Annotated in this window: 26 protein-coding genes and 1 tRNA gene; 10 read left to right on the top strand and 17 right to left on the bottom strand. The window is 65.5% G+C overall.

Going from position 1 to position 26,023, the window contains the following annotated elements:
• Positions 1 to 606: 606 nt before the first annotated feature.
• The 4 genes from CV_RS23395 to CV_RS06505 all read right to left on the bottom strand — a co-directional run bounded on the left by CV_RS23395 (position 607) and on the right by CV_RS06505 (position 5,868).
• Complete coding sequence (locus CV_RS23395) at positions 607 to 927, bottom strand: hypothetical protein (RefSeq protein WP_011134889.1); 321 nt, start codon at positions 925 to 927, stop codon at positions 607 to 609.
• A gap of 174 nt (positions 928 to 1,101) precedes the next feature.
• The gene (locus CV_RS06515; RefSeq protein WP_011134888.1) at positions 1,102 to 2,391 is read right to left on the bottom strand and encodes an NAD(P)/FAD-dependent oxidoreductase; all 1,290 of its coding nucleotides are present in this window, start codon (positions 2,389 to 2,391) and stop codon (positions 1,102 to 1,104) included.
• A 55-nt stretch (positions 2,392 to 2,446) separates the two neighbouring features.
• Positions 2,447 to 3,622 (bottom strand): ABC transporter ATP-binding protein, encoded by a 1,176-nt coding sequence (locus tag CV_RS06510; RefSeq protein WP_011134887.1) that lies wholly within the window; start codon positions 3,620 to 3,622, stop codon positions 2,447 to 2,449.
• A gap of 437 nt (positions 3,623 to 4,059) precedes the next feature.
• Entirely contained in the window at positions 4,060 to 5,868 is a 1,809-nt protein-coding gene (locus tag CV_RS06505; RefSeq protein ID WP_011134886.1) for an EAL domain-containing protein, read from the bottom strand.
• A 160-nt stretch (positions 5,869 to 6,028) separates the two neighbouring features.
• On the opposite strand from CV_RS06505, the gene CV_RS06500 reads away from it, so the two are divergent.
• From CV_RS06500 to CV_RS06480, 5 genes are all read left to right on the top strand, one after another.
• Complete coding sequence (locus CV_RS06500) at positions 6,029 to 6,817, top strand: alpha/beta fold hydrolase (protein WP_011134885.1); 789 nt, start codon at positions 6,029 to 6,031, stop codon at positions 6,815 to 6,817.
• A 34-nt stretch (positions 6,818 to 6,851) separates the two neighbouring features.
• Complete coding sequence (locus CV_RS06495; protein ID WP_225548005.1) at positions 6,852 to 7,643, top strand: enoyl-CoA hydratase-related protein; 792 nt, start codon at positions 6,852 to 6,854, stop codon at positions 7,641 to 7,643.
• Positions 7,644 to 7,926: 283 nt separating this feature from the next.
• Positions 7,927 to 9,345, top strand: coding sequence for an exodeoxyribonuclease I (sbcB, locus tag CV_RS06490; RefSeq protein ID WP_011134883.1), 1,419 nt, complete (start codon positions 7,927 to 7,929; stop codon positions 9,343 to 9,345).
• A 140-nt stretch (positions 9,346 to 9,485) separates the two neighbouring features.
• Complete coding sequence (locus CV_RS06485; protein ID WP_043595676.1) at positions 9,486 to 11,114, top strand: methyl-accepting chemotaxis protein; 1,629 nt, start codon at positions 9,486 to 9,488, stop codon at positions 11,112 to 11,114.
• A 159-nt stretch (positions 11,115 to 11,273) separates the two neighbouring features.
• Complete coding sequence (locus tag CV_RS06480) at positions 11,274 to 12,098, top strand: undecaprenyl-diphosphate phosphatase (RefSeq protein ID WP_043595674.1); 825 nt, start codon at positions 11,274 to 11,276, stop codon at positions 12,096 to 12,098.
• 60 nt (positions 12,099 to 12,158) lie between these two features.
• Here the strand turns inward: CV_RS06480 and CV_RS06475 are convergent, their stop codons facing one another.
• The 5 genes from CV_RS06475 to CV_RS06455 form a co-directional block, all read right to left on the bottom strand.
• Positions 12,159 to 12,476, bottom strand: a complete 318-nt coding sequence (locus tag CV_RS06475) for a MazG nucleotide pyrophosphohydrolase domain-containing protein (RefSeq protein WP_011134880.1) — start codon at positions 12,474 to 12,476, stop codon at positions 12,159 to 12,161.
• 61 nt (positions 12,477 to 12,537) lie between these two features.
• Positions 12,538 to 13,005 carry a thioredoxin family protein gene (locus CV_RS06470; RefSeq protein WP_011134879.1) on the bottom strand — a complete coding sequence of 156 codons (468 nt, stop codon included), beginning with the start codon at positions 13,003 to 13,005 and terminating at the stop codon, positions 12,538 to 12,540.
• Between the two features lie 15 nt (positions 13,006 to 13,020).
• Positions 13,021 to 13,488 (bottom strand): OsmC family protein, encoded by a 468-nt coding sequence (locus CV_RS06465; protein ID WP_011134878.1) that lies wholly within the window; start codon positions 13,486 to 13,488, stop codon positions 13,021 to 13,023.
• Between the two features lie 69 nt (positions 13,489 to 13,557).
• Positions 13,558 to 14,367, bottom strand: a complete 810-nt coding sequence (locus CV_RS06460) for a carbon-nitrogen hydrolase family protein (RefSeq protein WP_043597506.1) — start codon at positions 14,365 to 14,367, stop codon at positions 13,558 to 13,560.
• A complete protein-coding gene (locus tag CV_RS06455; RefSeq protein ID WP_043595672.1) occupies positions 14,364 to 15,212 on the bottom strand; it encodes a segregation and condensation protein A in 849 nt (282 codons plus the stop codon). The genes CV_RS06460 and CV_RS06455 overlap by 4 nt, the downstream gene beginning before the upstream one ends.
• Positions 15,213 to 15,307: 95 nt before the next feature.
• On the opposite strand from CV_RS06455, the gene CV_RS06450 reads away from it, so the two are divergent.
• A complete protein-coding gene (locus CV_RS06450; protein ID WP_131825703.1) occupies positions 15,308 to 15,718 on the top strand; it encodes a hypothetical protein in 411 nt (136 codons plus the stop codon).
• 19 nt (positions 15,719 to 15,737) lie between these two features.
• On the opposite strand, the gene CV_RS06445 is transcribed toward CV_RS06450, so the two are convergent.
• From CV_RS06445 to CV_RS06420, 6 genes are all read right to left on the bottom strand, one after another.
• Complete coding sequence (locus CV_RS06445; protein ID WP_147296206.1) at positions 15,738 to 17,195, bottom strand: hypothetical protein; 1,458 nt, start codon at positions 17,193 to 17,195, stop codon at positions 15,738 to 15,740.
• Between the two features lie 59 nt (positions 17,196 to 17,254).
• Entirely contained in the window at positions 17,255 to 17,848 is a 594-nt protein-coding gene (locus CV_RS06440) for a cysteine hydrolase family protein (RefSeq protein ID WP_011134874.1), read from the bottom strand.
• Between the two features lie 62 nt (positions 17,849 to 17,910).
• Positions 17,911 to 18,327, bottom strand: coding sequence for a VOC family protein (locus CV_RS06435; RefSeq protein WP_011134873.1), 417 nt, complete (start codon positions 18,325 to 18,327; stop codon positions 17,911 to 17,913).
• A gap of 104 nt (positions 18,328 to 18,431) precedes the next feature.
• Positions 18,432 to 20,327 carry a molecular chaperone HtpG gene (gene htpG / locus CV_RS06430; RefSeq protein ID WP_043595664.1) on the bottom strand — a complete coding sequence of 632 codons (1,896 nt, stop codon included), beginning with the start codon at positions 20,325 to 20,327 and terminating at the stop codon, positions 18,432 to 18,434.
• A gap of 125 nt (positions 20,328 to 20,452) precedes the next feature.
• On the bottom strand, positions 20,453 to 20,899 hold the full coding sequence (locus CV_RS06425) for a ProQ/FINO family protein (RefSeq protein ID WP_045051331.1): 447 nt from the start codon (positions 20,897 to 20,899) through the stop codon (positions 20,453 to 20,455).
• Between the two features lie 183 nt (positions 20,900 to 21,082).
• Positions 21,083 to 21,167: transfer RNA gene (locus CV_RS06420), tRNA-Leu, on the bottom strand.
• Positions 21,168 to 21,874: 707 nt separating this feature from the next.
• Here CV_RS06420 and CV_RS06415 point away from each other — a divergent pair.
• Complete coding sequence (locus CV_RS06415; RefSeq protein ID WP_011134869.1) at positions 21,875 to 22,669, top strand: N-acetylmuramidase domain-containing protein; 795 nt, start codon at positions 21,875 to 21,877, stop codon at positions 22,667 to 22,669.
• Entirely contained in the window at positions 22,666 to 22,929 is a 264-nt protein-coding gene (locus CV_RS06410; protein ID WP_043595661.1) for a hypothetical protein, read from the top strand. Before CV_RS06415 ends, CV_RS06410 begins: the two co-directional genes overlap by 4 nt.
• A 123-nt stretch (positions 22,930 to 23,052) precedes the next feature.
• Here the strand turns inward: CV_RS06410 and CV_RS06405 are convergent, their stop codons facing one another.
• Positions 23,053 to 23,985 (bottom strand): GlxA family transcriptional regulator, encoded by a 933-nt coding sequence (locus CV_RS06405; protein WP_011134868.1) that lies wholly within the window; start codon positions 23,983 to 23,985, stop codon positions 23,053 to 23,055.
• An 83-nt stretch (positions 23,986 to 24,068) separates the two neighbouring features.
• Here CV_RS06405 and CV_RS06400 point away from each other — a divergent pair, with 83 nt between their 5' ends.
• Positions 24,069 to 24,755 carry a DJ-1/PfpI family protein gene (locus tag CV_RS06400; RefSeq protein ID WP_011134867.1) on the top strand — a complete coding sequence of 229 codons (687 nt, stop codon included), beginning with the start codon at positions 24,069 to 24,071 and terminating at the stop codon, positions 24,753 to 24,755.
• A gap of 132 nt (positions 24,756 to 24,887) precedes the next feature.
• Positions 24,888 to 25,244 (top strand): hypothetical protein, encoded by a 357-nt coding sequence (locus tag CV_RS06395; RefSeq protein ID WP_011134866.1) that lies wholly within the window; start codon positions 24,888 to 24,890, stop codon positions 25,242 to 25,244.
• A 46-nt stretch (positions 25,245 to 25,290) separates the two neighbouring features.
• Here CV_RS06395 and CV_RS06390 read toward each other — a convergent pair whose 3' ends face one another.
• A complete protein-coding gene (locus CV_RS06390; RefSeq protein WP_011134865.1) occupies positions 25,291 to 25,992 on the bottom strand; it encodes a hypothetical protein in 702 nt (233 codons plus the stop codon).
• Positions 25,993 to 26,023 lie beyond the last annotated feature (31 nt).

Raw genomic sequence — 26,023 nt, 5'->3', positions numbered from 1 at the left:
AACGCGATCACCGGTTTACCATTCGCACAGACAGGTGGTGCGGCGCCCGGCAATTAAACCGTAACGTCGTTCATGTACAGGCCGGGTGTCGCACCCTACGATTGCACCGTACGGCCGTGAAAACACGCCAACCTTACCGGGCCGACTACGCAAGAGCCGCTTGACGTGAAAGACGGTATCTACGGCCCTAACCACTTTGGCTATCAACAATGAAACCGACCTCTCGAGAAGAGCCTGCAAATCTTCCCTCAACACTCTCCAATGTTATAACCGCCGCATTTTAAACACCGAACCTTCCCACGAAAGGCTTGGTCCGATTAAACTATGCGATCAGGTTAATTTCTGAGTGCTGATTGAGAAACTGCTCTTGGTCCTCGTCAGCAATAAGAGGCTGTGCCTCAGCAGGAACTCTCGTCCTGGAAATTCGAATACCATTCATGCACGATCGACACCAAATCAATTTCCAGCCGAATTCACTATCAGTAAAGCCAAAGTACTGATAAGAAAGGCCGATGGAATTACAAACCGGGCATGAACACTGAGCATATCCAGCATCGCTAGCCGGCAAGTATTTCACCCAATCTAGGTAAGTAAAGTTATTGACCATTATTCACCCCCCTCAAGTCGCCCTGTTTTGTTCTTCTGATAGCACTGCCAAAAACTGTCTTCAATGCCATGTGCAGCATTTTCATTTAGCCGAAGCTCTTGATTCAAACGTAAAGGATCGTCTGCAAATCGATTCGGATGGCCATACAAATCAATTTGCATCGTGTGGGTCCGTTCATGACCAATCGTTTTCACAAGCTGTTCTGTATTTGTGAATGTATCCGGATAAAGATCAATCGCCCCATTCGGATGTGTATATCCGTATAGATCTTTACCGACAAGTTCAGGGCCGTAGGTTGGGCTGAATGAAATGAAGCCCAACGTTTACCGAGAAAGCAGGACCACACAAGCGGAGAAAAGCCTTAGATCTATAAAATCAACATGATACAGCAAATAAGCCCGCAATTATTTCCCGGTAAACGACCAATAAAATAAATAGCCCGAGCACGCTATCACATGCTCGGGCTTCAGACATAACGCCTACGCCGGCGCTGTCTACAGATAATCCCTGATCCGGTAGTAAGCCATCCCCAACACCAGCGCCGGGGTGCGCAGCAGCTTGCCGCCGGGAAAGTCGCGGTGGCGGATCTTGGAAAACAGGTCCAACCGCGACGAGGTGCCGGCGATCGCTTCGGCCACCACCTTGCCGGCCAGGCCGGTGATGTTGACGCCGTGTCCGGAAAAGCCTTGCAGGTAGTAGACGCTGCCGGACAGGCGGCCGAAGTCCGGCGCGCGGTTGACGGTGATGTCGCAGAAGCCGCCCCAGGCATAGGCAATGCCGACATCGGCCAACTGCGGGAACACGCGCAGCATGTCGGCGCGCATGGCGCCGGCCAGATCGCGCGGCTCGTGGCCGGAATAGCTGACCTTGCCGCCGAACAGCAGACGGTGGTCGGCGGACAGCCGGTAGTAGTCGAGCACGAAGTTGGTGTCGCACACCGCCATATTGTCGGCGATCAGCGCGCGCGCCCTCTCCTCGCCCAACGGCTCGGTGGCGATCACATAGGTGCCGGCCGGCATGATGCGCCGCTCCAACTGCGGCGCCAGCGCGCCGATGTAGGAATTGCAGGCCAGCACCAAGTGGCGGCAACGCACGACGCCATGCTCGGTGAATGCCTTGGGCGCGTCGCCCTGTTCGATGCGTAAAACCGGCGTCTGCTCGTGGATGGCCACGCCGGCAGCCAGCGCCGCGCGGGCCAGGCCCAGCGTGTAGTTGAGCGGGTGCAGATGGCCGGAGCGGGGATCGAACAGGCCGCCCTGGTAGCGCTCGCTGGCCAGCTTGCCGCGCAGCGCCGCCCGGTCCCACAGCCGCATGCCGCCGTAGCCGTAGCGCTCTTCGGCCTCGCGCTGCCAGGCTTCCAGCTCCCGCAGATGGCGCGGCTTGACCGCCGCGCTGACATAGCCGCGCTGCCAGTCGCACTGGATGCCGTGGCGGCGCACGCGCTCGTCTATGATCTCCACCGCCTCCACCGACATGTCCCACAGCGCCTTGGCCGCCTCGTCGCCCACCTGGGCGCGGATGCTTTCGATGTCGCCGGCGTAGCCGGCGATCACCTGGCCGCCGTTGCGGCCGGAGGCGCCGAAGCCGACATGCGAGCCCTCCAGCAGGATGACGGAGAAGCCCTTCTCCCGCAGGTTCAACGCCGCCGACAGCCCGGCCAGTCCGCCGCCCACCACGCACACGTCGCAGCCGGCCTCGCCGCGCAGCGGAGGCTGCGGGTCCCAGGCGTGGGCGGTGGCGGCGTAATAGGATGGCGGATGGGGCTGATGGGCGAAACGCAGCATAAAGTCCTCAGGGCGGATCGGAAAGAAAGCCCCCGGCGGGCCGGGGACGCGGATGTCACTGGGTCAGCACCACCGGCGAATCGGCGCGCCAGCTGAGGTAGACCGTCTCGTCCCAGGTGGGGGCGGTCTCGTTGGCGTCGCACCAGCGCGACGATGGCACCACGGCTTTGACGATCTTGCCGCCCGCCAGTTGCACGTGATAGACGGAGTAGCTCCCCAGATAGGCGATGTCGCGCACCGTGCCGGCGGCGCGGTTGGCGCCCGGCGGCAGCGGCTGCTTGTCCAGCCGCACGTCCTCCGGCCGCACGCTGGCCCACACGTGCATGCCCTTGGGGCCGGTGATGCCGTGGTCGATGTGGATGACGCCGCCCAGCTCCCGGGAATTGATCTCCACCCGGTCCGGCTCGTCCACCACCACCGCGCCTTCGAACATATTGGTCTCGCCGATGAATTCGGCGGTGAAGCGGCAGCTTGGGTATTCGTAGATCTCGGTCGGCGTGCCCACCTGCAGCAGTTTGCCTTCGCTCATGATGCCGATGCGGCTGGACATGGTCATCGCCTCTTCCTGGTCGTGGGTGACCATGATGCAGGTGACGCCCACCGCCTCGATGGTGTTGACCAGCTCCAGCTGGGTCTGCTGCCTGAGCTTCTTGTCCAGCGCGCCCAGCGGCTCGTCCAGCAGCAGCAGCTTGGGCCGCTTCACCAGGCTGCGCGCCAGCGCCACCCGCTGCTGCTGGCCGCCGGACAGCTGGTGCGGCTTGCGGCCGGCGTATTTGCGCATCTGCACCAGGTCCAGCATTTTCGCCACCCGCTCGGCGATCTCGTCGCGCGGCGCGCCGTCCTGCTTCAGGCCGAAGGCGACGTTCTGCTCCACCGTCATGTGCGGGAACAGCGCGTAATTCTGGAACATCATGTTGACCGGCCGCTCGTACGGCCGCAGTCCCTGCATGTCCTGCCCGTCCAGGATGATGCGCCCGGCGGTGGGCGTCTCCATGCCCGCCAGCATGCGCAGCAGCGTGGACTTGCCGCAGCCGGAGCTGCCCAGCAAGGCGAAGATCTCGTTGCGGCGGATGTCGAGGTCGATATGATCCACCGCCAGGTGGTCGCCGAACTTCTTCACCACGCCGCTGATCCGCAGATACGGCGGTTCGTTCCCGGCGACGGCATGCGCCGGGGCGGCGCTGGCGATGGGGCTGGCTGCTTGCTTGCTGGCCGCGATGGCTTCCGACATGTTCCCACTCCCTCCGACTGCGGCGCCCTGCCGGCGCCGCTTGCTGTTTTGGACGCTTGAGACACGCGGTGGACATAACATCCACCGTCTTGACGCTGCCGGCACGCTTACAGCATGGCAAAGCGCGGCCGGCATTGCCGGGAAAGATGAAGCGATGGGGAGAGCGGGCCCGATGCCGCGGCGCGGGTCTGCGGCAAGAAGTCCTCACACTCCCCTGCCGCGGTGCGGGCGGCAGCCGGCGTCTGGCGCGCCGGTGGTGGACACAGCCTATGCCATGTTTAAGAAATTTGACAAGCGACGATCAATAGATTGACCGCACTAGAACGATAGTCTGTGGCTTGCGCGCCTCAGCAAGGAAAATGCCGCGCCGCGGCATTATTGCGTTTAAGACATCAAACACTTGTGGATAGGCTCGCGGAGCAGCGCGAAGCTGAGAATCAGCGTCCGCAGGCGCAGCAGGACGGCGCGCCGGGCTGGCGCCGTTCGACGAACAAGCTGTTTCCAGGCAGCTTCTTCGCCTGCTTCTTGGCCTCCGCCGTCGCCGCGCCGATCTCGTGGTGGCTCAGATACTGGCCCGGCCCCACCCTCACCACGCCCAGCGACAAGGTAGTCAGCGGCAGGAACACCGGTTCGCCGTTGCGCGAGGCCACCTCGAAACCGCCGGCCAGGCGATGGGCGTCGGAAAAGTGCCGCGCCGCCTGTTCGCCGAAGCGCGCCAGCATGGCCCTGAGCCGCGCCTCCCAGTCTTCCGATTGCATCAGCGCCACGAAGTCGTCGCCGCCGACGTGGCCGACGAAGTCGCGCTCCTGGTCCACGCATTCCAGCAGCAGGCGGGCGAGCAGCTCGATCAAGTCGTCGCCGGCGGCGTAGCCGTACAGATCGTTGAAGGGCTTGAAGTGGTCGAGATCGGCGTACACCGCCACGAAGGGCGTCCGCATTTCCAGCAAGCGGTCTATGGTTTCGCTGATCGGCACGTTGCCGGGCAGGCCGGTCAGCGGGTTGGCGTAGCGCGCGGCGGACAGCTGCAGCTCGGTGATCTTGCGCATCAGCGCGAAGCCGGTGCCCATGCCCAGGTAGCGGCCGTTTTCGGCGATGATGAAGCCATCCACCAGGTAGCGCTGCTCGGCCGCCACCACCAGGCTGGACAGCTCGTGCACGGTCAGGTCGGCGCTGACCACCAGCGGCTGCTTGTCCATCATCAGCTGGCAGGGCTTCTTGCCGTACAGCTCGCGGTTGAAGGGCTTGGCGAAGCTTTCCAGCAGATGATGGCGGCGCAGCAGGCCCACCGGCACGCCGTCCTGCACCACCGGGATGGCGAAGCAGGCCGGGTCGTCTGCGAAGCGGCGATAGGCGGTCTCGTTCGGCACGCCGGCCTCCAGCGGCGCCACCTCCCGCAACAGATCGCGCGCCAACGGCTGCTTGCGCAGCCCGTGGCGGCGGCCGCCGAACCACGGCAGCGACGCGGCGGGCAGCGGCATTTCGCGCGCCGGCGCCGCCTTCGGCCTGGCCAGCAGGTAGCCCTGGCCGTAGCCCACGCCCAGGCGGCACAAGGTTCTCAACTCGGCCGCGGACTCTATCCCCTCGGCGACCAGCAGCGCGCCGGACTGGCGGGCGATGTCGGCGATCGAGCGCACGAACTGCTCTTTCAGCGGATCGAGGTGGATGTTCTGCACGAAGTGCTTGTCCAGCTTGACGAAGTCCGGCCGAAGCTCCGACCACAGCCGGAGATTGGAAAAGCCCTCGCCCAGGTCGTCCAGCGCGATGCGCAGCCCATGTCCGCGATGCCCGGCGGTCACCTCGCGCAAGGCCAGGTAGCCGCCGTTGGGCCGGGTTTCGGTCAGCTCCAGTATCACCCGCTTGGGGTCCAGCCCGATGCGGGCCAGGAAGGACTGCAGCGCGCCGGGGCGGGACTCCTCGGCCAGCAGCGTTTCCGGGTGGATGTTGACGAACAGCAGGCCGGGCAGGTCCAGTTCGGCGAAACGCTCGGCGCAGGCGCGCAGGCAGGCCAGGTCCAGCGACAGCAGCATCCGGCAGCGCTCCGCCGCCTCGAACAGCATCATCGGCGAGTGCAGCGTGCTGTCGGACGGGCCCCGTATCAGTCCCTCGTAGCCCAGTATGCCGCCCGCCTCCAGATCGACGATGGGCTGGAACACCGGCTGCAGCCGGCGCTGGCCTATGATCTGCCCCAGTTCCCGGCTCCACCCCGCCATCCCCGCCGGCAGGGATGGCTCGACGCAAGTTTGCATATTTCTCGACCGACTGCCCGAATTCCGCTCAACCCGGGCAATCTACGCCCTGAAAATGTCATCGACATTACAAATGGGATTTACGCCCGCCACCTGTTCAGCCTAAGGCCGCCGGTTCTAGAATGAATGTGACGATACCGCCAGGACAGGAGCGCCCGCCATGCCGCACGCCCAGCTAGCCGGATACCAGGTCTACTACGAGGAAAGCGGCCACGGCAGCCAGCCCCTGCTGCTGCTGAACGGCATCACCATGTCCACCGTGGGCTGGACGCTGATGATGCCCTTGCTGGAACCGCACTTCCGGGTGATCCGCATGGATTTCCTCGGCCAGGGGCAGAGCGAACACCCGCCGGGCGAACTCTACGCGCTGGCCGACCAGGCCGACCTGGCCGCCGCGCTGCTGGACTGGCTGCAGCTGCCTCAGGCTTACGTGGCCGGCCTGTCGTACGGCGGCATGGTGGCCCAGCACCTGGCGCACCGCCATCCCGGCCGGCTGAGCCGCCTGCTGCTGGCCGGCACGCTGGCCTGGGCCGATACCGTCAACCATCACATCGGCGACAGCTGGATCGCCGCCAACAACCAGGGCGGGCTCGATCTGCGCTACCAGGTCAGCGTGCCCTGGCTGTTCTCCAGCCGCTTCCTGGCCGGCAACGCCGCGATGCTGGACGATCTGAAGCTGCTGGCGGGCATGGTGGACTGGGATGCGGTGATCCGGCTGATCAACGGCGTCCGCCAACACGACGCGCGGACCTGGCTGCCGCAATTGCAACTCCCGGTGCATATACTGGTCGGAGACGAAGACCGGCTGACGCCGCTGTACCAGGCGCGGCTGCTGCAGGAACTGATACCGGGCGCGGAGCTGGAAGTGCTGCCCGGCGCCGCCCACGTGCTGCACATCGAAGCCGTGGAAGCCTTCGCCCGCGCCATCGTCCGCTTCCGCCAGGACTGAGGCGGCCAACCATTCTTTCAAGACAGGGGGAAACATGATGAGCACCGACGCCGTAACGCTGAGCGTGGACAACCGTGGCATCGCCACCGTCGCGCTGAACCGCCCGGGCCTGCACAATGCGCTGGACGACGAAACCATCAGCCTCTTGGCCGCCACGCTGGAAACGCTGGCGGAAGACGCCACGGTGCGCATGGTGGTATTGACCGGCAGCGGCATCAGCTTCTCCGCCGGCCATGATCCGGAGTGGCTGCGCCGGCTGGCGGAATTCTCCGCCAACGAGCTGAACCGCTACGCGCAACAGATCGCGCGGCTGCTGCATACGCTGGACACGCTGCCCAAGCCGACGCTGGCCAAGGTCCAGGGCTCGGCCTTCGGCCTGGGCGTGGCCATGGTCGCCTGTTGCGACATCACCATCAGCGCGTCCGAAGCGCTGTACAGCCTCGCCGACGTCAGGTTCGGCCAGATTCCCGCGCTCACCGCCCCCTACCTGATCCGCGCGATAGGCGAACGCGCCACCCGGCGCTACAGCATCACCGCCGAGCGCTTCAACGCCGGCAAGGCCAAGCGGCTGGGCCTGATCCATCAGGTGGTGGAAAACGACGAGCTGAACGCCGCGGTGGAGCATATGGTGGGCCAACTGCTGCTGAACAGCCCGGCGGCGATGCGCGCCACCAAGCATCTGATAGGCGAGATCGGCAAGCAGGAGATCACGCCCCAGGTGATGCAGCGCTGCATCGAACACAGCCTGACGGTGCGAATGAGCGACGAAGGGCGCGAAGGCATGCGCGCGCTGATCGAGATGCGCAAGCCGGGCTGGATGGAATAAGAGCCGCTCACAAAACCTCGTAGCGCATCTGAGCCAAGGCGCGCCGACGCAGACAGTACGCACAGTACGGCAAGGAGGCGCAACGCAGGATCAGGGGTGTTGTTAGCGGCTACAAGCATGATGGCCGGTCGCCCGGCAAGACCACGCCATCCCTGTAGCGCGCCGGAACTGTCCTTAAGAGCCGGGCGCCGCGTCGGAATCCCCCCGCATGAGGCGCGGAGGCTGGCCCGACCTGCGGCGACGGTGCGACAATAGCGTCGTTTACCGTTTGCCGCCTCCATCCATGTCCAATCACACGTTCTTCTGGCACGACTACGAAACCTTCGGCGCCGTGCCGCGCCAGGACCGCCCGTCGCAGTTCGCCGGCATCCGCACCGACGCCGAGCTGAACGAGATCGGCGAGCCGGTGATGCTGTACTGCCGCCCCGCGCCCGATTACCTGCCCACGCTGCAGGCCTGCCTGCTGACCGGCATCACGCCGCAGCTGTGCCGGCAGCAGGGCGTGGCGGAACACGAGTTCGCCGGCGTGATCGAGCGCGAGCTGGCCACGCCCGCCACCATAGGCGTCGGCTACAACTCGCTGCGCTTCGACGACGAGGTCACCCGCTTCCTGTTCTGGCGCAACCTGATCGACCCCTACGCCCGCGAATGGCAGAACCACTGCGGCCGCTGGGACCTGCTGGACCTGGTCCGCGCCACCTACGCGCTGCGCCCCGACGGCATCGTCTGGCCCAAGCACGAGGACGGCCGGACCAGCTTCAAGCTGGAGCACCTGTCCGCCGCCAACGGGCTGGCGCATGCGTCGGCCCACGACGCGTTGTCCGACGTGCGCGCCACCATCGCGCTGGCGCGGCTGATCCGCCAGCGCCAGCCCAAGCTGTTCGACTACTACCTGACGCTGCGCAAGAAGGACGCGGTCAAGGTGCAGCTGTCGCTGCACGACCCCAAGCCGGTGCTGCACGTCTCCGGCATGTACGGCGTGGAGCGCGGCAATCTGGCCGTGGTCTGGCCGCTGGCCGCCCACCCGACCAATGCCAACGAGGTCATCGTCTGGGACCTGGCCCACGACCCGGCCGAACTGCGCGGCCTCTCCGCCGACGACATCCGCCAGCGCATGTTCACGCGCGCCGACGAACTGCCCGAAGGCGTGGCGCGGCTGCCGGTCAAGACCATCCACATCAACAAGTCGCCGTTCGTGGTGGCCAATCTGAAGGCGCTGGGCGACGACAACGCCGCGCGCTGGGGCATGGACCTGGCCGCCATCCACCGCCACGCCGAGGCCGCCCGCGCGCTGCCAGACCTGTCGGCGCTGTGGCGCCGCGTTTATCAACGCGAAGCCGGCGAGCCGCAAGATGTGGATCAAAACCTCTACGGCGGCTTCGTCTCCAACAACGACCGCAAGGCGCTGCAGAAAATGCGCCGGCTGTCCGCCGCCCAGTTGGCCGGCGAGATGGCGCTGTTCGAGGACCCGCAGCTGGCCGAGCTGCTGTTCCGCTACCGCGCCCGCAACTTCCCGGACACCTTGTCCGGCGACGAGCAAAAGCGCTGGAAAGCCTGGTGCCAGGCCAGGCTGGCCCAATCCTGGCCGGCGTTCCAGCAGGAGCTGGCCGAACTGCGGGCCGGCGAACTGACCGATGGCCAGCGCAACCTGCTGCAACAAGTGGCCGACTACGCCGCCAGTCTTCAGGCCAGTCTGGCCTGACCCTCCGGCCGGCGGCCTCGCCGGCCGCCTCCGCCTTCCCTCATCCTGACCAGATACGCGTTTATGCGTATGAATTTCTACTAGCCGATGAACTAGAACGAATTGATACGCAAATTCGACATACCTGCCGGGAGGCGCGCATGCTCCACCAATTCACCGTCCGACAGAAGCTGCTGGGGGGCTTCTCGCTGCTGATCCTTCTGCTCTGCGCCGTGGTCCTGATCGCCTACAACAAGCTGCAGACCATCCAGAACAACATCACCGAGATCAAGGAAGACCGCTATCCCAAGATCGTGCTGTCGCAGCGCATCGCGCTGAATCTGCTCTACATCAGCCGCGGCGTGCGCGACGGCGTGCTCGCCCGCGATCCGCAGAAAGTGGAGCAGCAGATCCGCAATGTGGAAGTCCTGCGCGCCAACAACCGGGCCGATCTGGACAAGATGGAGCCCATGCTGTCCACTCCGGAAGGCCGCGCGCTGTTCGCCAAGATACGCGCGGCGCAGGACAGCCAGCGCCCGCTGTTCGAACCGCTGTACGGCCTGATGCGCAGCCACCAGACCGACGCCGCGCGCGACATGCTGGAAAACCAGTTCGCGCCGACCAACAACGCCTTCATCTCCGCCCTGCTGTCGCTGCGCGACCGCCAGCAGAGCCGCCTGGACAAGTCGATGCAAGAGGCGATGGACTCCAGCCAACAGGCGGTGGCCATCCTGCTGGGCACCGCGCTGGCCTCGCTGCTGCTGGCGATGGCGGTGGCGCTGATCATCTCCAACCTGATCACCTCGCCGCTGCGCCGCTCGGCCGACCTGGTGCACCAGATCAAGCAGGGCGACCTGTCAGGCCTCAGCGAGCCGATTCCTCCGGCGCGGGACGAGGCGATGCTGATCGCGCGCGACATCCAGGAAATGCGCGAGGGCCTGCGGCAGATGGTGCAGAGCATCCAGGACAACGCCCACCAGGTGTCGGACTCCGCGCGCGCGCTGTCCGGCATGGCGCAGCAGGTGGCCAACGGCGCCCAGACCCAGGCCGAGGCCACCACCTCCGCCGCCGCGTCCATCGAGCAGCTGACGGTCAGCATCAACCAGGTGGCGGACAATTCGAGCGAGGCGTCGGAACAGGCCCAGGCGGCCGGCCAACTGGCCAACCGCGGCGGCCACGAAGTGCTGGAATCGGTGGGCAAGATACGCTTCGTCACCACGTCCGTCGACGAAACCGCCAGGCAGATGAATAGCCTGACCAAGGAAGTGCAGCAGATCGGCAATATCGTCACCGTGATCCGGGACGTCGCGGACCAGACCAACCTCCTGGCGCTGAACGCGGCGATCGAGGCGGCGCGCGCCGGCGAAACCGGCCGCGGCTTCGCCGTGGTGGCCGACGAGGTGAGGAAGCTGGCCGAGCGCACCACCACCTCGGCCCAGGAAATCACCAAGATGATAGGGTCGATCCAGCAGGGCGTCGGCCAGGTGGTGAGCAGCATGGGCCAAAGCCTGGACTGCGTGGAGGGCGTGTCCGGCACCGCCGAGCAGGCCTCCAACTCGATGCGGGAGATAGAAACCAGCGCCGACACCATCATGCGCACGATACACAGCATCACCGGCGCGCTGACCGAACAGCGCAGCACCAGCCTGAGCCTGGCGCAGGACATGGAGAAGGTGTCGCGGATGGCGGAGGAGAACAACGCCACCGTGCAGGAGCTGGCCACCACCTCCAGCCAGCTGAACGCGCTGTCGGCCAATCTGCAGAGCGTGGCCACCCGCTTCCGGCTGTGACGGCCAGCCTGGCCGCCCCGGCCGCGCCCCTTGCCGGCGCGGCCGTTTTCTTGCGCGTCCGGACGCCATGAGCGGACGCGCGACAAGCGGCCAACAACATGCATGCTTCTCGCTTATAATCGCGTCCATTCTTCCCAACTCACCCAAACCGAGCGTTCAATGGATCCGATCCTGCTGTTCCACTCCCTGATCATGGGCCTGGTCGAGGGCATCACCGAATTCCTCCCGATCTCCTCCACCGGCCACCTGATCCTGACCGGCGACCTGCTGGGCTTTCTCGACAAGGAAAAGCGCGACGTCTACGAAATTTTCATCCAGCTGGGCGCAATGCTGGCGGTGGTGTGGGAGTACCGCCGCAAGATAGGCCATACCGTGGCCGGCGCCGTCCGTCCCGGCGGCGAGCGCAATCTGCTGCTCGGCATCGTCATCGCCTTCATCCCCGCCGCCGTCGCCGGCCTGCTGTTTTCCAAGCAGATCAAAGCCGTGCTGTTCAATCCGGTATGCGTGGCCATCGCCTTCATCGTCGGCGGCCTGATCATCCTGTGGGCGGAAAAGCGCGAGCATAAAGTCGCGGTGGAGACCGTCGACGATCTGAGCCTGAAGGACGCGCTGAAAGTGGGACTGTGCCAGTGCCTGGCCCTGATCCCCGGCACCAGCCGCTCCGGCGCCACCATCATCGGCGGCCTGTTCCTGGGCCTGTCGCGCAAGGCGGCCACCGAGTTCTCGTTCTTTCTCGGCATCCCGACGCTGGGCGCCGCCTCGCTGTACAGCCTCATCAAGCACCGCGACGCGCTGAGCGCGGACGACATCGGCGTGTTCGCCGTCGGCTTTATCGCGTCCTTCGTCTTCGCCTTCCTCGCCATCCGCGCGCTGCTGCGCTTCATCTCCACGCACAGCTTCGCGGTGTTCGCCTGGTATCGCATCGCCTTCGGCCTGATCGTGCTGGGGACCTGGTGGAGCGGCCTGGTGAACTGGAGCGCCTGAAACAGAGGAACCAAAGGCAGGGCAGGCCTATAGGCCTTGCCCTGCCTCAGCCAACAAAAGTTATACCCAGCTGCGAGTGTGATTGATTGCTTCTTTCCGTCGAAATGCCATGCCTAAGTCGATGTCAAAACGGTTGGCTATCGCGCATAAGTAAATGAAAACGTCAGCCAGCTCGCCCTCCAACTCCGCTACTTTCTCATTGGCATCAATCCCCATGCCTTCCGCCTTGCGCACGGCCTTGAATAACTCGCGGATCTCCTCGCCCAGCAACAGGCATTTATCTCGGGCATTCTGCTGGCTGAAACCTCGCTCCTCTTCTAATTCAGACACATAACGCTGGTAATCGCCCAGCACCGCGTTTTCCGGCAAAACTGGCATACCGCCACCTCGATTCAATATGGTTGACTCCGACTGAGTCGCCCCTTTCGGACAGCAAGGTCTACTGACTTGTCAGGCCCAGTCGACTCACGCGCTCGAAGAACTCGTAGATGCCGGTTTCGCTCATCCGCCGCGCGTCGGCCAGTTCTCCTGCGCGGGTCGCGTAGACCACCTTGTTGTCCGGCGACAGCACCACCGCCGCCGGAATGCCCTTGGCTATCGGATGGCCGTACTCGGCGTCGATGTCGAGGTTATGGTCGAAATTGCCGACATCCACCTTCACCACCTTGAACTCGCGCGCCAGCAGCTCAGCGCTCTTGCCGCTGTTCAGCGCCGCATCCAGCGCGCGGCAATCCGGGCACCAGTTGGCCCCCAAAATCAGCAGCACCGGCTGACGGCCTTGCTTGGCCGCGTCCAGCGTCCGGCTCAACTCGGCCTTGGCGTCGGCCAGCTCGTCATACGGCAGGTCGCCCGCCAACGCGGCGGCGCTCGCCAGCCACAGCGACAATAGAATCAGCAGTTTTTTCATGGGAATTCTCCAGGGTCAGCCCAGGCTGGGCCGGCACAGCACTTCGGTTTTCACGGAATGGGCGATGAAGCATTCTGCGTGGGCGGCATGGTGCAGTTGATCCAGCTGCTCGGGCGTGGGCAGCCTGTCGCCGGAAAACACGGTCCTGGGCTGCAGCGTCACCCGGGACACCCAGGCTTTGCCAGCCTCGTTCTTGCCCATCTCGCCGACGGCGACGTCGTGGTATTCGTCGACGCGGAAACCGGCGCGCGCGGCGATATCCAGAAACCACAGCATATGGCAACTGGACAAGGAGGAGATGAAGGCCTCTTCCGGATCCACCGCCGCGGGATCGGAGTACGGCGGCGGCACCACCTGCGGCGCCGAGGAGCCGGCCACTTCCGCCCCGCCGTCAAATTTCAACAGATGCTTGCGGCTGTAGCGGCGGTCGAGAAAATCCTGATCGCCGCGCCGCCAGATCACTTCCGCCTGATGCTGCGCCATCGCGTCCGCTCCTTGTCCGATTGATCGACCATCGATGATAGCACGGCGATGACAATAACATTTTCGCGTTCAGCGGTAGCAAGACGGCCTCAAGGCGGCTTCGCCCCACACCTCGTCCTGCTCAGCGCGCCAACGCCGCAGCTCGGCAAGGTCGAGCTCCGCCAACAACAGGCCCGGCCGCCTGTCCCCCGCCGCCAGCAAACGGCCGCGGGCGTCGACCAGGCAGCTGGCGCCGTCGTATTGCGGCGCCGGGTAATTGCACAGCGCGACGGCGAAGCGGTTTTCCAGCGCCCGTCCGCGCAGCTGCTGCAAGCGGACATCGCCCAGCTCCGCATCCTCGCGCATCGGGCAGGCATTCGGGACCAGCGCCAGTTCGGCGCCCTGCCGCATCAGCGCGCGGCCGGCTTCGGGAAACTCGCGGTCGAAGCAAATCATGGCGCCGACGCGCACCGTCTCGCCGCCAAGCGCGACGTCGGCGCAAGCGAAACCGTCGCCGCCTTGCAGCGCGGTCTCGGTGCCGTCGGTGAAATCGCAGATGTGAACCTTGTCGTACTGCAGAACGATCGAGCCGTCTGCGCCGTGCAGACGCAACCGGTTGCGCAGCGCGCCGTCGCGGCGGGCGAGATAAGTGAGGCCGATGGCCAAGCCAAGCTCGGCCGCCAGCCGGGCGACCTCGGCCAAAACCGGCGCGTCGTCGCTCCAGGCGTGGGCGGCACTCATTTTTGCCGGCGCGTAGCCGGTGGACCACATCTCGGGCAACAGCAGCAGATGCGCGCCATCCGCCGCCGCCTCCTCGCAGCGCTGGCGCAGCAGCGGCAGCAGGCGGGACGGAGCTTCAGGCGCGGGCAGCTGCGCCAAGGCCAGGCGGATCCTGCTCACACCAGCGCGATCCGCACGTAGATGGGCTGGTACGGCGCGTCCTGGCTGACCTTGACCATGCCTTCCTTCACCAGCTCCAGCACGGCGATGAAATTGACTACCAGATGGGCGACGCCCTTGTCGACGTCGAACAGTTCCTCGAACGGCACATACTCCTTGCCGTCCAGGTAGCGCAGGATCCAGCTCATCTGCTCGCGCACCGACAATTCATCCTTTTCCACCTTATGGTGGCGGCGGTGCTTGGCGCGGGACAGGATGGCCATCCAGGCCTGGCGCAGATCCGCGGCGCCGACATCCGGCAGCCGCTGCTCGGCCGATTGCTCGATCAGCACCGCCAGCCAGGCGAAATCGCGGTCGGCCTGCGGAATCTTGTCCAGCTCCAGCGCCGCCAGCTTCATCTGCTCGTATTCCAGCAGCCGTCGCACCAGCTCGGCGCGCGGATCGTCCGGCTCGCCGTCTTCGTCCAGCTGCGGCCGCGGCAGCAACAGCCGCGACTTGATCTCGATCAGCAGCGCCGCCATCAGCAGGTATTCCGCGGCCAGCTCCAGCCGTCCATGCTTCATCGCGTCGATATAGGACATGTACTGAGCGGTGATCTCGGCCATCGGGATGTTGAGCACGTCCAGGTTCTGTTTGCGGATCAGGTAGAGCAGCAGGTCCAGCGGGCCTTCAAAGCTCTCCAGGATCACCTGCAGCGCGTCTGGCGGGATGAACAAGTCCTGCGGCACTTCCAGCACCGGCTGGCCGAATACGTGGGCGATGGGCACGCTGGGCGGCAGCTCGGGCGCGGTGAGCTGGAAATCGGGCGTGGGGGAATCGGTGGCATTCTCGGGTACGGCGCTCATGGCGACAAGGATACCAGTAAGCCGTCTCCCGCGGCGGTTGAACTTTTGCCCGTTGCGGCGCACCAACCGGTTTCGACAACAGGAGTCACGCCAGCGTGCCGCTACCGCCATTGCCCGTCATCCTCGGCCTGCTCTGCCTGCCGCTTGCCGCCTGCGGACTGGACGGCGACGGCGCTTCCCACGCATCCGAGCCGCGCCGCCTGTCGGCCAGTTCCGACCACTTCTGGCGCAAGCGCGAGATCGAGGAAGTCAGCCGACGCATCATAGAAAAGGAGCTGGGCTACCCGGAGACCACCCATCTGATCGCGCAGGAGGATGGCACCGGCGCCGGCCAGTACCGTTTCCGCCTGTCCGGCACCGCCCGCAGCGGCTGGAAAACCCAACCCGTCACTTTTTCCGTGGCCGGCGACCTGTCCAGCGGACGCGTGCTCAGCATCCACTGCCATGCCGGCAACGGCAACCGCCAGGCCTGCTATCCGCCCAAGCCCCTCGCGACCCGATCCTGAACAGGCTCTCCCCCGGCGTTCAGACCGGTTTCGGCTCCAGCTCGTCTTCCAGCCTGATCTCCATCAATTGGCAGCTGCCGGTCTGCTGCAGCAAACGTTGCGCCCGGACCAGCCACTCGCCGCCGTCGGCCTGCAAGCGGAACGGCCGCAGCGCCTGGTACTGCCTTCCCGGCAGCACCAGCACGCCGCGCTGGCGGAAACGCCGCTCCGCCTGCAGCAGCAGGCCGGGGTCCAGCGGCGCGTCCGGATGGCTGGTCACGGCGGAGGCGCCGACCGCCTGCGGCCGCTTGCCGACGAACTCCACCCCGCACTCCGCCGGCGCCTCTCCGCCGGGCAGGCTGATCCAGCGCACCAGTCCAAGCTGCCATTCGAAACCGCGCCGCTTCAGCATCACCAGCGCGCCCGCCTGCAGCAAATCCGGCGGACAATCTCCATACAGCCTCATGCCCGACGGGCTGAGGTTGCCGAGCAGCAATTCGCCGGCTTCCACCCCCTCCGGCAGGCTGCCCTCCCGGGCCAGCCGCCAGCAGGCGTCGAAACCGCCGACCACGGTCACCCGCTGGCCATTGCGCTGATTGCGCCGCAGGTGGCGGCGCTGCGGGGGACGGCTCCACTCCACCTCCAGCCGGCCCAGCAACTGCCACTGCGCGGCGGAGAACTCGTCGGCCTGCGCTTTGGCGGCGCTCCGCAGGCGCCGGATCACGTCGGAGGCATCCGCCCGCCAGTAGCCGCCAGCCTCCTCAGCCGCGGCGATGGCGGCGAAGCGCCCCGGGCTGTCCGCCTCGGACGACACCAGCCAGCCCTCCACCTCGACGCCGCTTTTCGGCGGCCCCTCCAGGCGCAATGCCGGCCCATGCGCCGCGGCCCAGTCCAGCAGCCACGATTGGCGGCGCGGGTCCAGCCGGTTGCTCGACGTGATGCCCAACAGCAGCATCTGCCGGTAGCAGGCCCCAAGCGGCGGCTGGCCGTCGAGGGCGATCCTGCCCTCCCAGCCCCGCCGGCGCGCTTCGGCGAACAAGCGGTGACAGTCCTGCCAGAAGCCGGGAAACAGCGGCGCGTATCCCAAAGCGTGGCCGCGCTGCAGCCGCCAGCCGCTGCACAGCGCCAATCCCAGCGCCTGGCGCAGCAGGCCGCCGTCGCCGAAACGCCCGGCGCGGCGCGCGGCGCAGGCCTGGGCCAACAGCTTGCAGGCTTCGTGAAGCTCGCGCCATAGGCCGCGCAAGGCGCGGTCGCTCTCGATCCCGGCGCCGCGCCAGAGCAGCGGCAGACAGGCCTCGAACAACTCCTTCAGCGCGTAAAGCCGGTCAGACAGGCTCAGCGGCTGCGCGTCCAGCCGCCTCAACGGGCGGCGCAGCCGTTCGATGCGGGCCTCCGCGTCCAGGCCGGGCTGCCACTGCAAGGCTTGCTGCAGCGCCTGTCGGTCGAGTGGCTGCGGCTCGCCTGCCGGCAAGGAATGCGATACGGTGAGTCTCAACATGATGACGATGACAAAACCTCCGGGACCGGCATCTTAGCCTTCGCGCCGCCGGACCGCGATCACGCGGCGCCGGCAATATTGCCAAGCGCGGCCAGGATGTCCGCGCTGCCGCAGACGCGGCAATACTCGCCGTCCAGATTGGCCAGGCTCATTGCGTGCACCTCGTCCGCGGAACGGCGGCGGCCATGCCAGTCGGTCTTGTCGAAGGTGAAACAGCCATCCTCCGCCAAGCAGACAGCGAAACCCAGATTGCCGGCCATCCGCACCGTGGCCTCGACCGAATTGCTGGTGCTGACGCCGGCCACGACCAGCTCCAGCCAGCCGTTGGCGCGCAACAAGGCCTCAAGCCCGGTGCCGATGAAGGCGCTATTGGTCTGCTTGGCGATCACGGTTTCCCCGGGCCGCGGCTCAACCTCCGGCTTGAACGCGTGGCCGGGCTGGCCCGGCCGATAGGTGGAGTTCGGCTCGACGGAATCGTGGCGGATGTGGATCAATGGCAAGCCGCGCGCGCGCCACGCCTGCAGCAGGCCGGCGCACGCCTGTTCGGCCTGCGGATGATTGCGCGGCCCCCAGCTGGGGTCGTCAACCGCCTGCTGCATGTCGATCAACAGCAGCAAGGGTTTGTCGGAGGAGAATCGCAGCGGCGCGGGCATCTGGCGGCCTTGAAAATGAAAACAGCATGATGCCACGCGCGGGGCGACTGCGCACTACCGGGTCAAGACTCCCAGTATTCTCCGGGCAGATAATCGCTGAAATACCATTGCTGGCCTTCCGGATCGCGCGCCAGATAGCCGCTGGCGCCATAATCCTCGCGCGCCAGCGGCTGGACGATGTTCGCGCCCTGCGCCTTGGCGCGCTCGTAATGCGCGGCCGGATCAGGCACATGGACGCACAAGGCCTGCGCCAGCCCCGGCAGGCCGCGCGCGCTGACCCACTGTTGTTCCGGCTTGGGGCTGGACACCATGATCACGGTGTTGCCCAGGCTCAGCTCGGAGTGATGCACCCTGCCGTCCTCGATCACGGCGAAGCGGCGTTTGAAGCCGAACGCCCGCTCCAGCCATTCCATCGCCGCCACCGCGTTGTCGTAGCACAGGCACGGATACACGCCCGGCAGCGCTCTCGTTTCGCTCATCGCCGTCTCCTGGTTCGCTTGCAGGGACTTTCATTTTAGGACAACGGCAATAAAAAACCGCCCAGGGAAAGGGCGGTTCATTTGCGGAATCTGCGCCTGCAGGCTCAGACCGACAACTCCAGCATCAGCTTGTTGATGCGCTTGACGAAGGAGGCAGGGTCTTCCAGCTTGCCGCCTTCGGCCAGCAAGGCCTGATCGTAGAGCACGGCGGCCAGGTCGCCGGCGCGGGCCTCGTCGGACTCCTCGGCCAAACGCTTGACCAGCACATGCTCCGGATTGATTTCCAGCGTCGGCTTGCTGCCTTCTATCTTCTGGCCGGCAGCCTTCAGCATGCGCTCCAGGTGGGCGCTCATGTCATGCTCGCCGGCCACCAGGCAAGCCGGGCTTTCCACCAGGCGGGCGGTGGCGCGCACCTCCTTCACCTTGTCGCCCAACGCCTTCTGCACTTTTTCCACCACCGGCTTGGACGCTTCCTCGACCTGCTTCTGCGCTTCCTTGTCGGCCTCGTCTTCCAGCGCGCCCAGATCGAGGGCGCCCTTGGCGACGGATTGCAGCGCCTTGCCGTCGAATTCGAACAGCGAGCCTGTCACCCATTCGTCGACGCGGTCGGTCAACAGCAGCACCTCCACGCCCTTCTTCTTGAACACTTCCAGATGCGGACTGTTCTTGGCGGCGGCCAGCGTGTCGGCGGTGATGTAGTAGATCTTGTCCTGGCCTTCCTTCATCCGGCCGATGTAATCAGCCAGCGATACGGTGGGCTCGGCGTCTTCGGACGCGGTGGAGACGAAACGCAGCAGCTTGGCGATGCGCTCCTTGTTGGCGAAGTCCTCGCCCACGCCTTCCTTCAGCACCTGGCCGAATTCCTTCCAGAACTCGGCGTACTTCTCCGGCTGGTTGGCCGACAAGTCTTCCAGCAGGCCCAGCACCTTCTTCACGCAGCCGGCGCGGATGGCGTCGATGTCCTTGGACTCCTGCAAGATTTCGCGCGACACGTTCAGCGGCAGATCGTTGCTGTCGATCACGCCGCGCACGAAGCGCAGGTAGTGCGGCATCAGCTTCTCGGTGTCTTCCATGATGAAGACGCGGCGCACGTACAGCTTCACGCCCTGCTTGCGCTCGCGGTCATACAGGTCGAACGGCGCGCGCGACGGGATATACAGCAGCTCGGTGTATTCCTGGCGGCCCTCGACGCGGGCGTGGCTCCAGGCCAGCGGGGCGGTGAAGTCGTGGGCGACGTGCTTGTAGAATTCCTGGTACTGCTCTTCGCTGATGTCGTTCTTGGAGCGGGTCCACAGCGCGGACGCGGAGTTGACCGCCTCCATTTCGTCGCTGACGATCACTTCGCCGTTCTCGCCGTAGCTGTTGCCCTTCTTCATCTCGATCGGGATGGAGATGTGGTCGGAATACTTGCGGATGATGCCCTTCAGCTTCCAGTCGTTCAGCAGCTCGTCCTCGCCCTCCTTCAGGTGCAGGACGATCTCGGTGCCGCGCTCGGCCTTCTCCACGCTCTCCAGCGTGTACTCGCCCTCGCCGTGCGACTCCCAGCGCACGGCCTCGGCCTCGCCGGCGCGACGGGTGGTCAGCGTCACCTTGTCGGCGACGATGAAGGCGGAATAGAAGCCTACGCCAAACTGGCCGATCAGGTGGGCATCCTTTTTCTCGTCGCCGGACAGCTGCTCGAAGAAGGACTTGGTGCCCGACTTGGCGATGGTGCCGATATGGGACACCACTTCGTCGCGGCTCATGCCGATGCCGTTGTCGGCGATAGTGATGGTGCGGGCGTCTTTATCGAAGGCGATGCGGATCTTCAGCTCCGGATCGTTCTCGAACAGCTCCGGCTTGGCCAGGCCCTCGAAGCGCAGCTTGTCGGCCGCGTCGGACGCATTGGAGATCAATTCACGCAAGAAGATTTCCTTGTTGGAATACAAGGAATGGATCATCAGCTTGAGCAGCTGTTTGACTTCGGTCTGAAAACCCAGGGTTTCTTTCTGTGCACTCATGGTCGTCAATGTTATTGAGGTTGGCGATAGCCGGCAGATGGCGGCTGTTGCCGGCATTTCAAGTGGCAGGAATGCAAAAAGCCCTGTCAGGCGACAGGGCTTTTGTCCTCAACGGAAAGCGCGGCTCAGGATTCGGCCTGGCCGTCCTGCGGCTGCGCGGCCGCTTCGACGGCAACCGGGCCGGCGGCGTCGACCGGGGCGGTTTCCGGCTCGGCGGCCGGGGCGTTCTTCGGCTGCATCTGCAGCTCGGCGGCGCGCTTCTCCTCGGCGCTGACCTCGCCCTGCGGCTTGCCGTTCAGGTCGAAGCGCTTGCCGCCGCGGGCCAGCGACTTCAGGTAGCGCGGCTTGCGGCAGTGGTTGGCCACCACGCGGGAGATCAGGGCCGGATCGAACTGCGACAGCGCTGCGATCAGGCTCTCGTGAATGCCCAGCGCCAACGGCCGGAACTGGCGAAACACGTCGAACTTGCCGTAGATGTGGTCCGCGATCATCTCGGTCTGCTTTTTCTTGGACAAGCTTTGGACTGCAGACTTGAGAGCAGCACCGAGTGCCGTTTCAGTATTTGGCTTCATGAACTTCAATCTAGATCCGTTGATGCAAAGACAGCGCATGCTGCCCAACCAAGAGGCTTGGTGCAACCGGCCACTTGTCCAGTTAGGCGACGGCGTCGCCAGGATGTGAATTTTAATCCAGCGGAATGGATGTCGCCATCCGTTCGTCCCGGACCAAAACGGCCTTCGCAGCCAGGTTGCTGATGGTGCCCCGGGCCGGGGTCGAACCGGCACAGCCGAAGCCGAGGGATTTTAAGTCCCTTGTGTCTACCAATTTCACCACCGGGGCCGCAACAAAGCGGGCAATTGTAGCCCAGCCGAGCGCTGGCTGACAATGCAATTTAAATATCGAGTCCCTGGCAGTGCAGGAAGACCGCGCGCCGCGGGCAAATTGGCCATTTGCCGGAACATTCCGCTTTAGCCAGATTGGCGGCGCGTTTCCGCAGGGGCAACAATTTGATTTTAAAGCGTTGCCGGCCAACAGAACGCTGCACTTTAGCGGCAAAGGGCAGAACTGTCAACGCTGCGGCGGACAAACACGAGCCCTCTCAATGCGCCGCGCATAAAATCGATGCATTAACGAGAAGTAATATTCGAATGACGCATTAATGCTTTTTTCTCTGAATCAATATCCGGGATATATGGCCTTTATCGATAAAGGCCTGATAAAAACTGCCGCGCCATGACTATCGGATATTAAGATTAAAACGATATTCGCTACCCGCGAATCATTCTCAATATATTTCCCTCCCCGCCTCGCCGTCACGGCATCAGAAGAATGCCCCCCATTCTTGCCACGCCCCATCGCGGAGGAACCAGGCCCCCGGCCTCGCGCGCGGGCGGAAGCCGGAGAGGCGCGGCCAGGCGCCTGGATAGCGCCCGCCTGCGCCGGCCTCTGACATGCTTCCGCTGCCGCTGCCGCCCGACGGCGCTTAAGCTGGCTGTCATTCAGGCAGCGCGCCGGCCGAAGCCGGGGCACAGCGGAGGGAGAACGGCATGCAAGCGTTGAACAAGGGCTCGTGCGGCCAGGAAGTGCGGGAATTGCAGACCCGCCTCAACTGCCAGGGCGCCAGGCTGCTGGTGGACGGATGGTATGGATCGGCCACCGAGCAAGCGGTGGCCAAGCTGCAGCGCCGAGCCGGCCTGGTGGTAAGCGGCGTGGCCGGCAGCGCCACGCTGGCGGCGCTTCGCGGCCAGCGCGATCCGCGCCGGCTGGGCGAAACCGATCTGATCGCCGCCGCCGAAAGCCTGCGCTTGCCTCTCCCCTGCCTGAAGGCCTTTTGCGAGACAGAGGCTCAGGACGGCGGGTTTCTTCCCGATGGACGGGCGCGCATCCTGCTGGAGCGCCACATCGCCTACCGCCAGGCCTTGAAAGCCGGCCTGGACGCCAATCGTCTCGCCAGCCGCCATCCCGAGCTGTGCGGCCCCTCGCGCGGAGGCTATCAGAGCGCGCCCGCGGAGTGGGAACGCTTCCGGCAGCTGGCGGCGGCGGCCGGCGAAGCCGTGGCGGTGGAGTCCTGCCTTTGGGGCCTGTTCCGGCTGCCCGGTTTCTATTGGCGGGAACTGGCTTATGCCGATGCCGGGGAGTTCCGTCTGGCAATGGAACGGGACGAAGCCAGCCAGCTAGAGGGCCTGGTCCGCCTGCTGCGCGCGCGCCCGGACTTGCTGCAAACCTTGCGCGAGCGCCGCTGGCGCGCGGCGGCCCGCATCCGGCAGGGCTCCGCCAGCCTGGAAAGCCTGTACGAGGCCCGCCTGGCCGCGGCCCACGACCGCGCAAGGAGGCTGGCATGACGCTGCGCGCCCCCTTCAAGCTCGCCGCCGCCGCGCTGGCGCTGCTGCTTCCCCTGCAACTGCTGGACCTGCAGTTCGGCCGCGCCGCGGCGCTCGAGACCCAGGTCGAGCAACTGAGGCTGCGGGAACAGCAACTGCTGGCCGTCAATCAACAGCAAGCCCAGCAGCTGGCGATCCAGGACCTGGACCTGAAGCTGCTGGCGTCGGCGCAGCGCGAGCTTGCCGGTGAAACCCGCCGCCTGCTGCGCGCGCGCCGCTGACGCAAATCGCCCCCCTCGTTGCGCCAGAGCCAAGGCGCGTCGGCGCAGGCGGCACAAGCCGCACCGCCAGCAAGCGCAACGCAGGATCAGGCGTGTTGCCAGCGGCGCCAAGCCCGCCGCGAATCAGCGCAGCAGGCTGGACGGCTGGCGCCCCAGCACGCGCAGGAAGCTGCGGCGCATCCGTTCCGCGTCGCCGAAGCCGCACTGGCGCGCCACCCTTTGCATCGAGCGCTCGCCGCTTTCCAGCGCGGAACGCGCGGCTTCCACCCGCAGTTGCTCCACCGCCTTGGCCGGCGGCATGCCCACCTCGGCCTGGAACAGGCGCGAGAAGTGGCGCGGGCTCAGGCAACAGAATCCAGCCAATGCCTCAACATCCCACGGCGCGTCCAGGCTGCGCCGCACCTGATCGAGCAAGGCCGCGAAGCGCCCGTCCGGCCGCTGCATTTCCAGCAGCGACGAGAACTGCGACTGTCCGCCTGGACGACGGTAATACACCACCAACCGCTGCGCGCAGCGCCGGGCGATGTCCTCTCCCATGTCTTCCGCCACCAGCGCCAGCGCCACGTCGATGCCGGCGCTGACGCCGGCCGCCGTCCACACGCTATCCTGGCGGATGAAGATGCGGTCGGCGTCCAATTCCACCTTCGGATAGCGGCGGACGAACTCGCCGCCATGCGCCCAGTGGGTAGTGGCTCGCCGACCGTCCAGCAAGCCTGCCTCCGCCAGCAGGAAAGCGCCCGTGCATACGCTGACCACCCGACGCGAGTCTTGCGCGCAACGCCGGATATAGGCCTGGGTCTCTGCGCAATCCAAAACGGCAGGCGCGCCCTCGCCGCCGGCCACCAGCAAGGTATCCGGCGCCGGCAGCGAGGACAGCGGCCGGCTGTCGATGACAACGCCGGAAGAGCTGCGCGCCGCGCCGCCGTTCCGCGTCAACGGCGTCAGCCTGTACGCGCCGGGGCGGTAGCGCAGCGCGCACTCGAAAACGGAGATCGGCCCCGCCGCATCCAGCAGCTGGAAACCGTCGAACAACAGAATGGCGATGTCCCGGATCATGGCATGAAAAGCTGCAATCTTGTCATTTACGCCAAATCATAGCCATTCGATGATGGCAGGGTCAATCACGGCCCGGAGGCATCATGAACCCACCCTATACCATCGTTTTCGCCCTGTATCCCGGCGTCACCCAGCTCGACTTCACCGGCCCGCTGGAGTTTCTGAGCAAGCTGCCCCATGCCCGCTGCGTACTGGCATCCAGCCGGGGGGAAGATATCCGCGCCGACGGCGGCATCGTCTTCGCCGACATCGCCCGGCTTGGCGCTATCGAGCGCTGCGATCTGCTGCTGGTGCCGGGCGGCCTGGGCACCATAGAAGCGATGGAGGATGCCGAATTGCTGGCGCAGTTGCGCCGTCTCGCCGCCAGCGCCGACTATGTCAGCTCGGTCTGCACCGGCTCGCTGCTGCTCGGCGCGGCCGGCCTGCTCAAGGGTCGCCGCGCCGCCTGCCACTGGGCCTGGCTGGACAGCCTGGCGGCCTTCGGCGCCCAGCCCTGCCCGGATCGGGTGGTGGTGGACGGCAAGCTGATCAGCGGCGGCGGCGTCACCGCCGGCATAGACATGGCGCTGACGCTGATGGCGGAAATCGCCGGGCCGCAATTCGCGCAAACGGCGCAGCTGACGCTGGAATACGCGCCGGCTCCGCCATTCGCATCCGGCCGGCCGGAGTTGGCCAGCCCGGAAGTGCTGGCCGCGGCCCGGCAGGGGATCGACCAGGTCAGAGACCGGCGCGAGGCGGCGGTGATACGCGCCGCCGCCGCATGCTTGTGAATGGGGAAAACCTGTCCAAGCGGCTGACCTGCGCCGCTGCTGCAGCGGCTAAACCTAAAGCATGACACTCCATCCCTGCGCGCGCCGCTCCGGCCCTCCGGACGGCCCGCTCCCTCCCGCCCGAGGTGAAAGATGAGCCTGTATGCCGAACTGGTCAGACACGCCGCGGATCAATACCGCTCCCAGCTGGACGCGCTCTACGCGCGGCAGCATGCCATCCAGCAAGCCGACCGGATCGCCGGGCTGCTGAGCAAGGCCGGCCTCCCGGCGCGGGCCCAGGCCGACGAGCAATTCATGCCCTATGTCGAGCTGCCGCTGGCCGAGGAATTGCAGGCCATGCGGCAGGCGGTGCTGAGCTATGTCTGCAATGTGCTGGAGTGCCGGCTGGAAGGCGGCGCTATTGCCGGCGGGCATCGCTGTTACCGGATCTTGCCCGACGGCGCGCCGGAACAGGGCGCCGGCCTGCTGTTGCTGGTGACGGGCCCATGACGGAGGCGCGCGCGGCGGGCGCCTGTCCGCCGCGCCGCCGTTCGCGTCAGAGCGTCTGGAAGTACAAGCGGTAATCGCCCTGCCCGAACAGCATCGCCATACTGGTCAGATTGCTGTTGGCCGGGATATCCACCAGGCTCAGCACCGGAATCGAATCGAAGCCGTACTCGTACTGATTCGTCTGCCGATTGTAGGCGAACTGATAGAAGGTATCGGTGCTGCCGACCTTGAACGCGTACAGACGGTAAGCGCTGCCGTCGAACAGCATCGACCAGCGGTGCCAGTCGGTGTCGCCGGGCGCCTTCACCACATTCAGCGTGGGAATCGAGTTGTAGCCGTACTCGTAGCGGCTGGTTTCCCGATTGAAGCCGAACTGGTACAGCACCGTCGGCGCGCCCAACCGGCGCAGATACAGCCGATAGGTCTTGGTGCTGCCGTCGTAGAGCATCGCCAGGCTGCTGGCGTCGGCGTCGGCCGGCGCGCCGGTGATTTGCAGCTCCTTGATCGAGTTGTAGCCGAACTCGTAAGCGCCGGTCGCGGGATTGAACGCCGCCTGGTACAGCGTGTTGGCGGTGCTGCCCTTGAAGAAGTACATCCGGTAATACTCGCCGTCGTTCAGCATCGCCCAGCGCAGCCAGTTGGTGTCGGCAGGCATGTTGACGACGGGCATGTTGGGAATGGATCCGCCGTAGGCGAACTTGTAGGTGTTGGTGCCGGGAACATAAGCGAACTGGTTGACCGAAGCCATGGCGTTTTCCTCCTGAGCTTGTACTGGCGCG

The sequence above is a fragment of the Chromobacterium violaceum ATCC 12472 genome (assembly GCF_000007705.1).
GTDB lineage: Bacteria > Pseudomonadota > Gammaproteobacteria > Burkholderiales > Chromobacteriaceae > Chromobacterium > Chromobacterium violaceum.
This window is presented reverse-complemented; position numbering and strand designations above follow the sequence as displayed.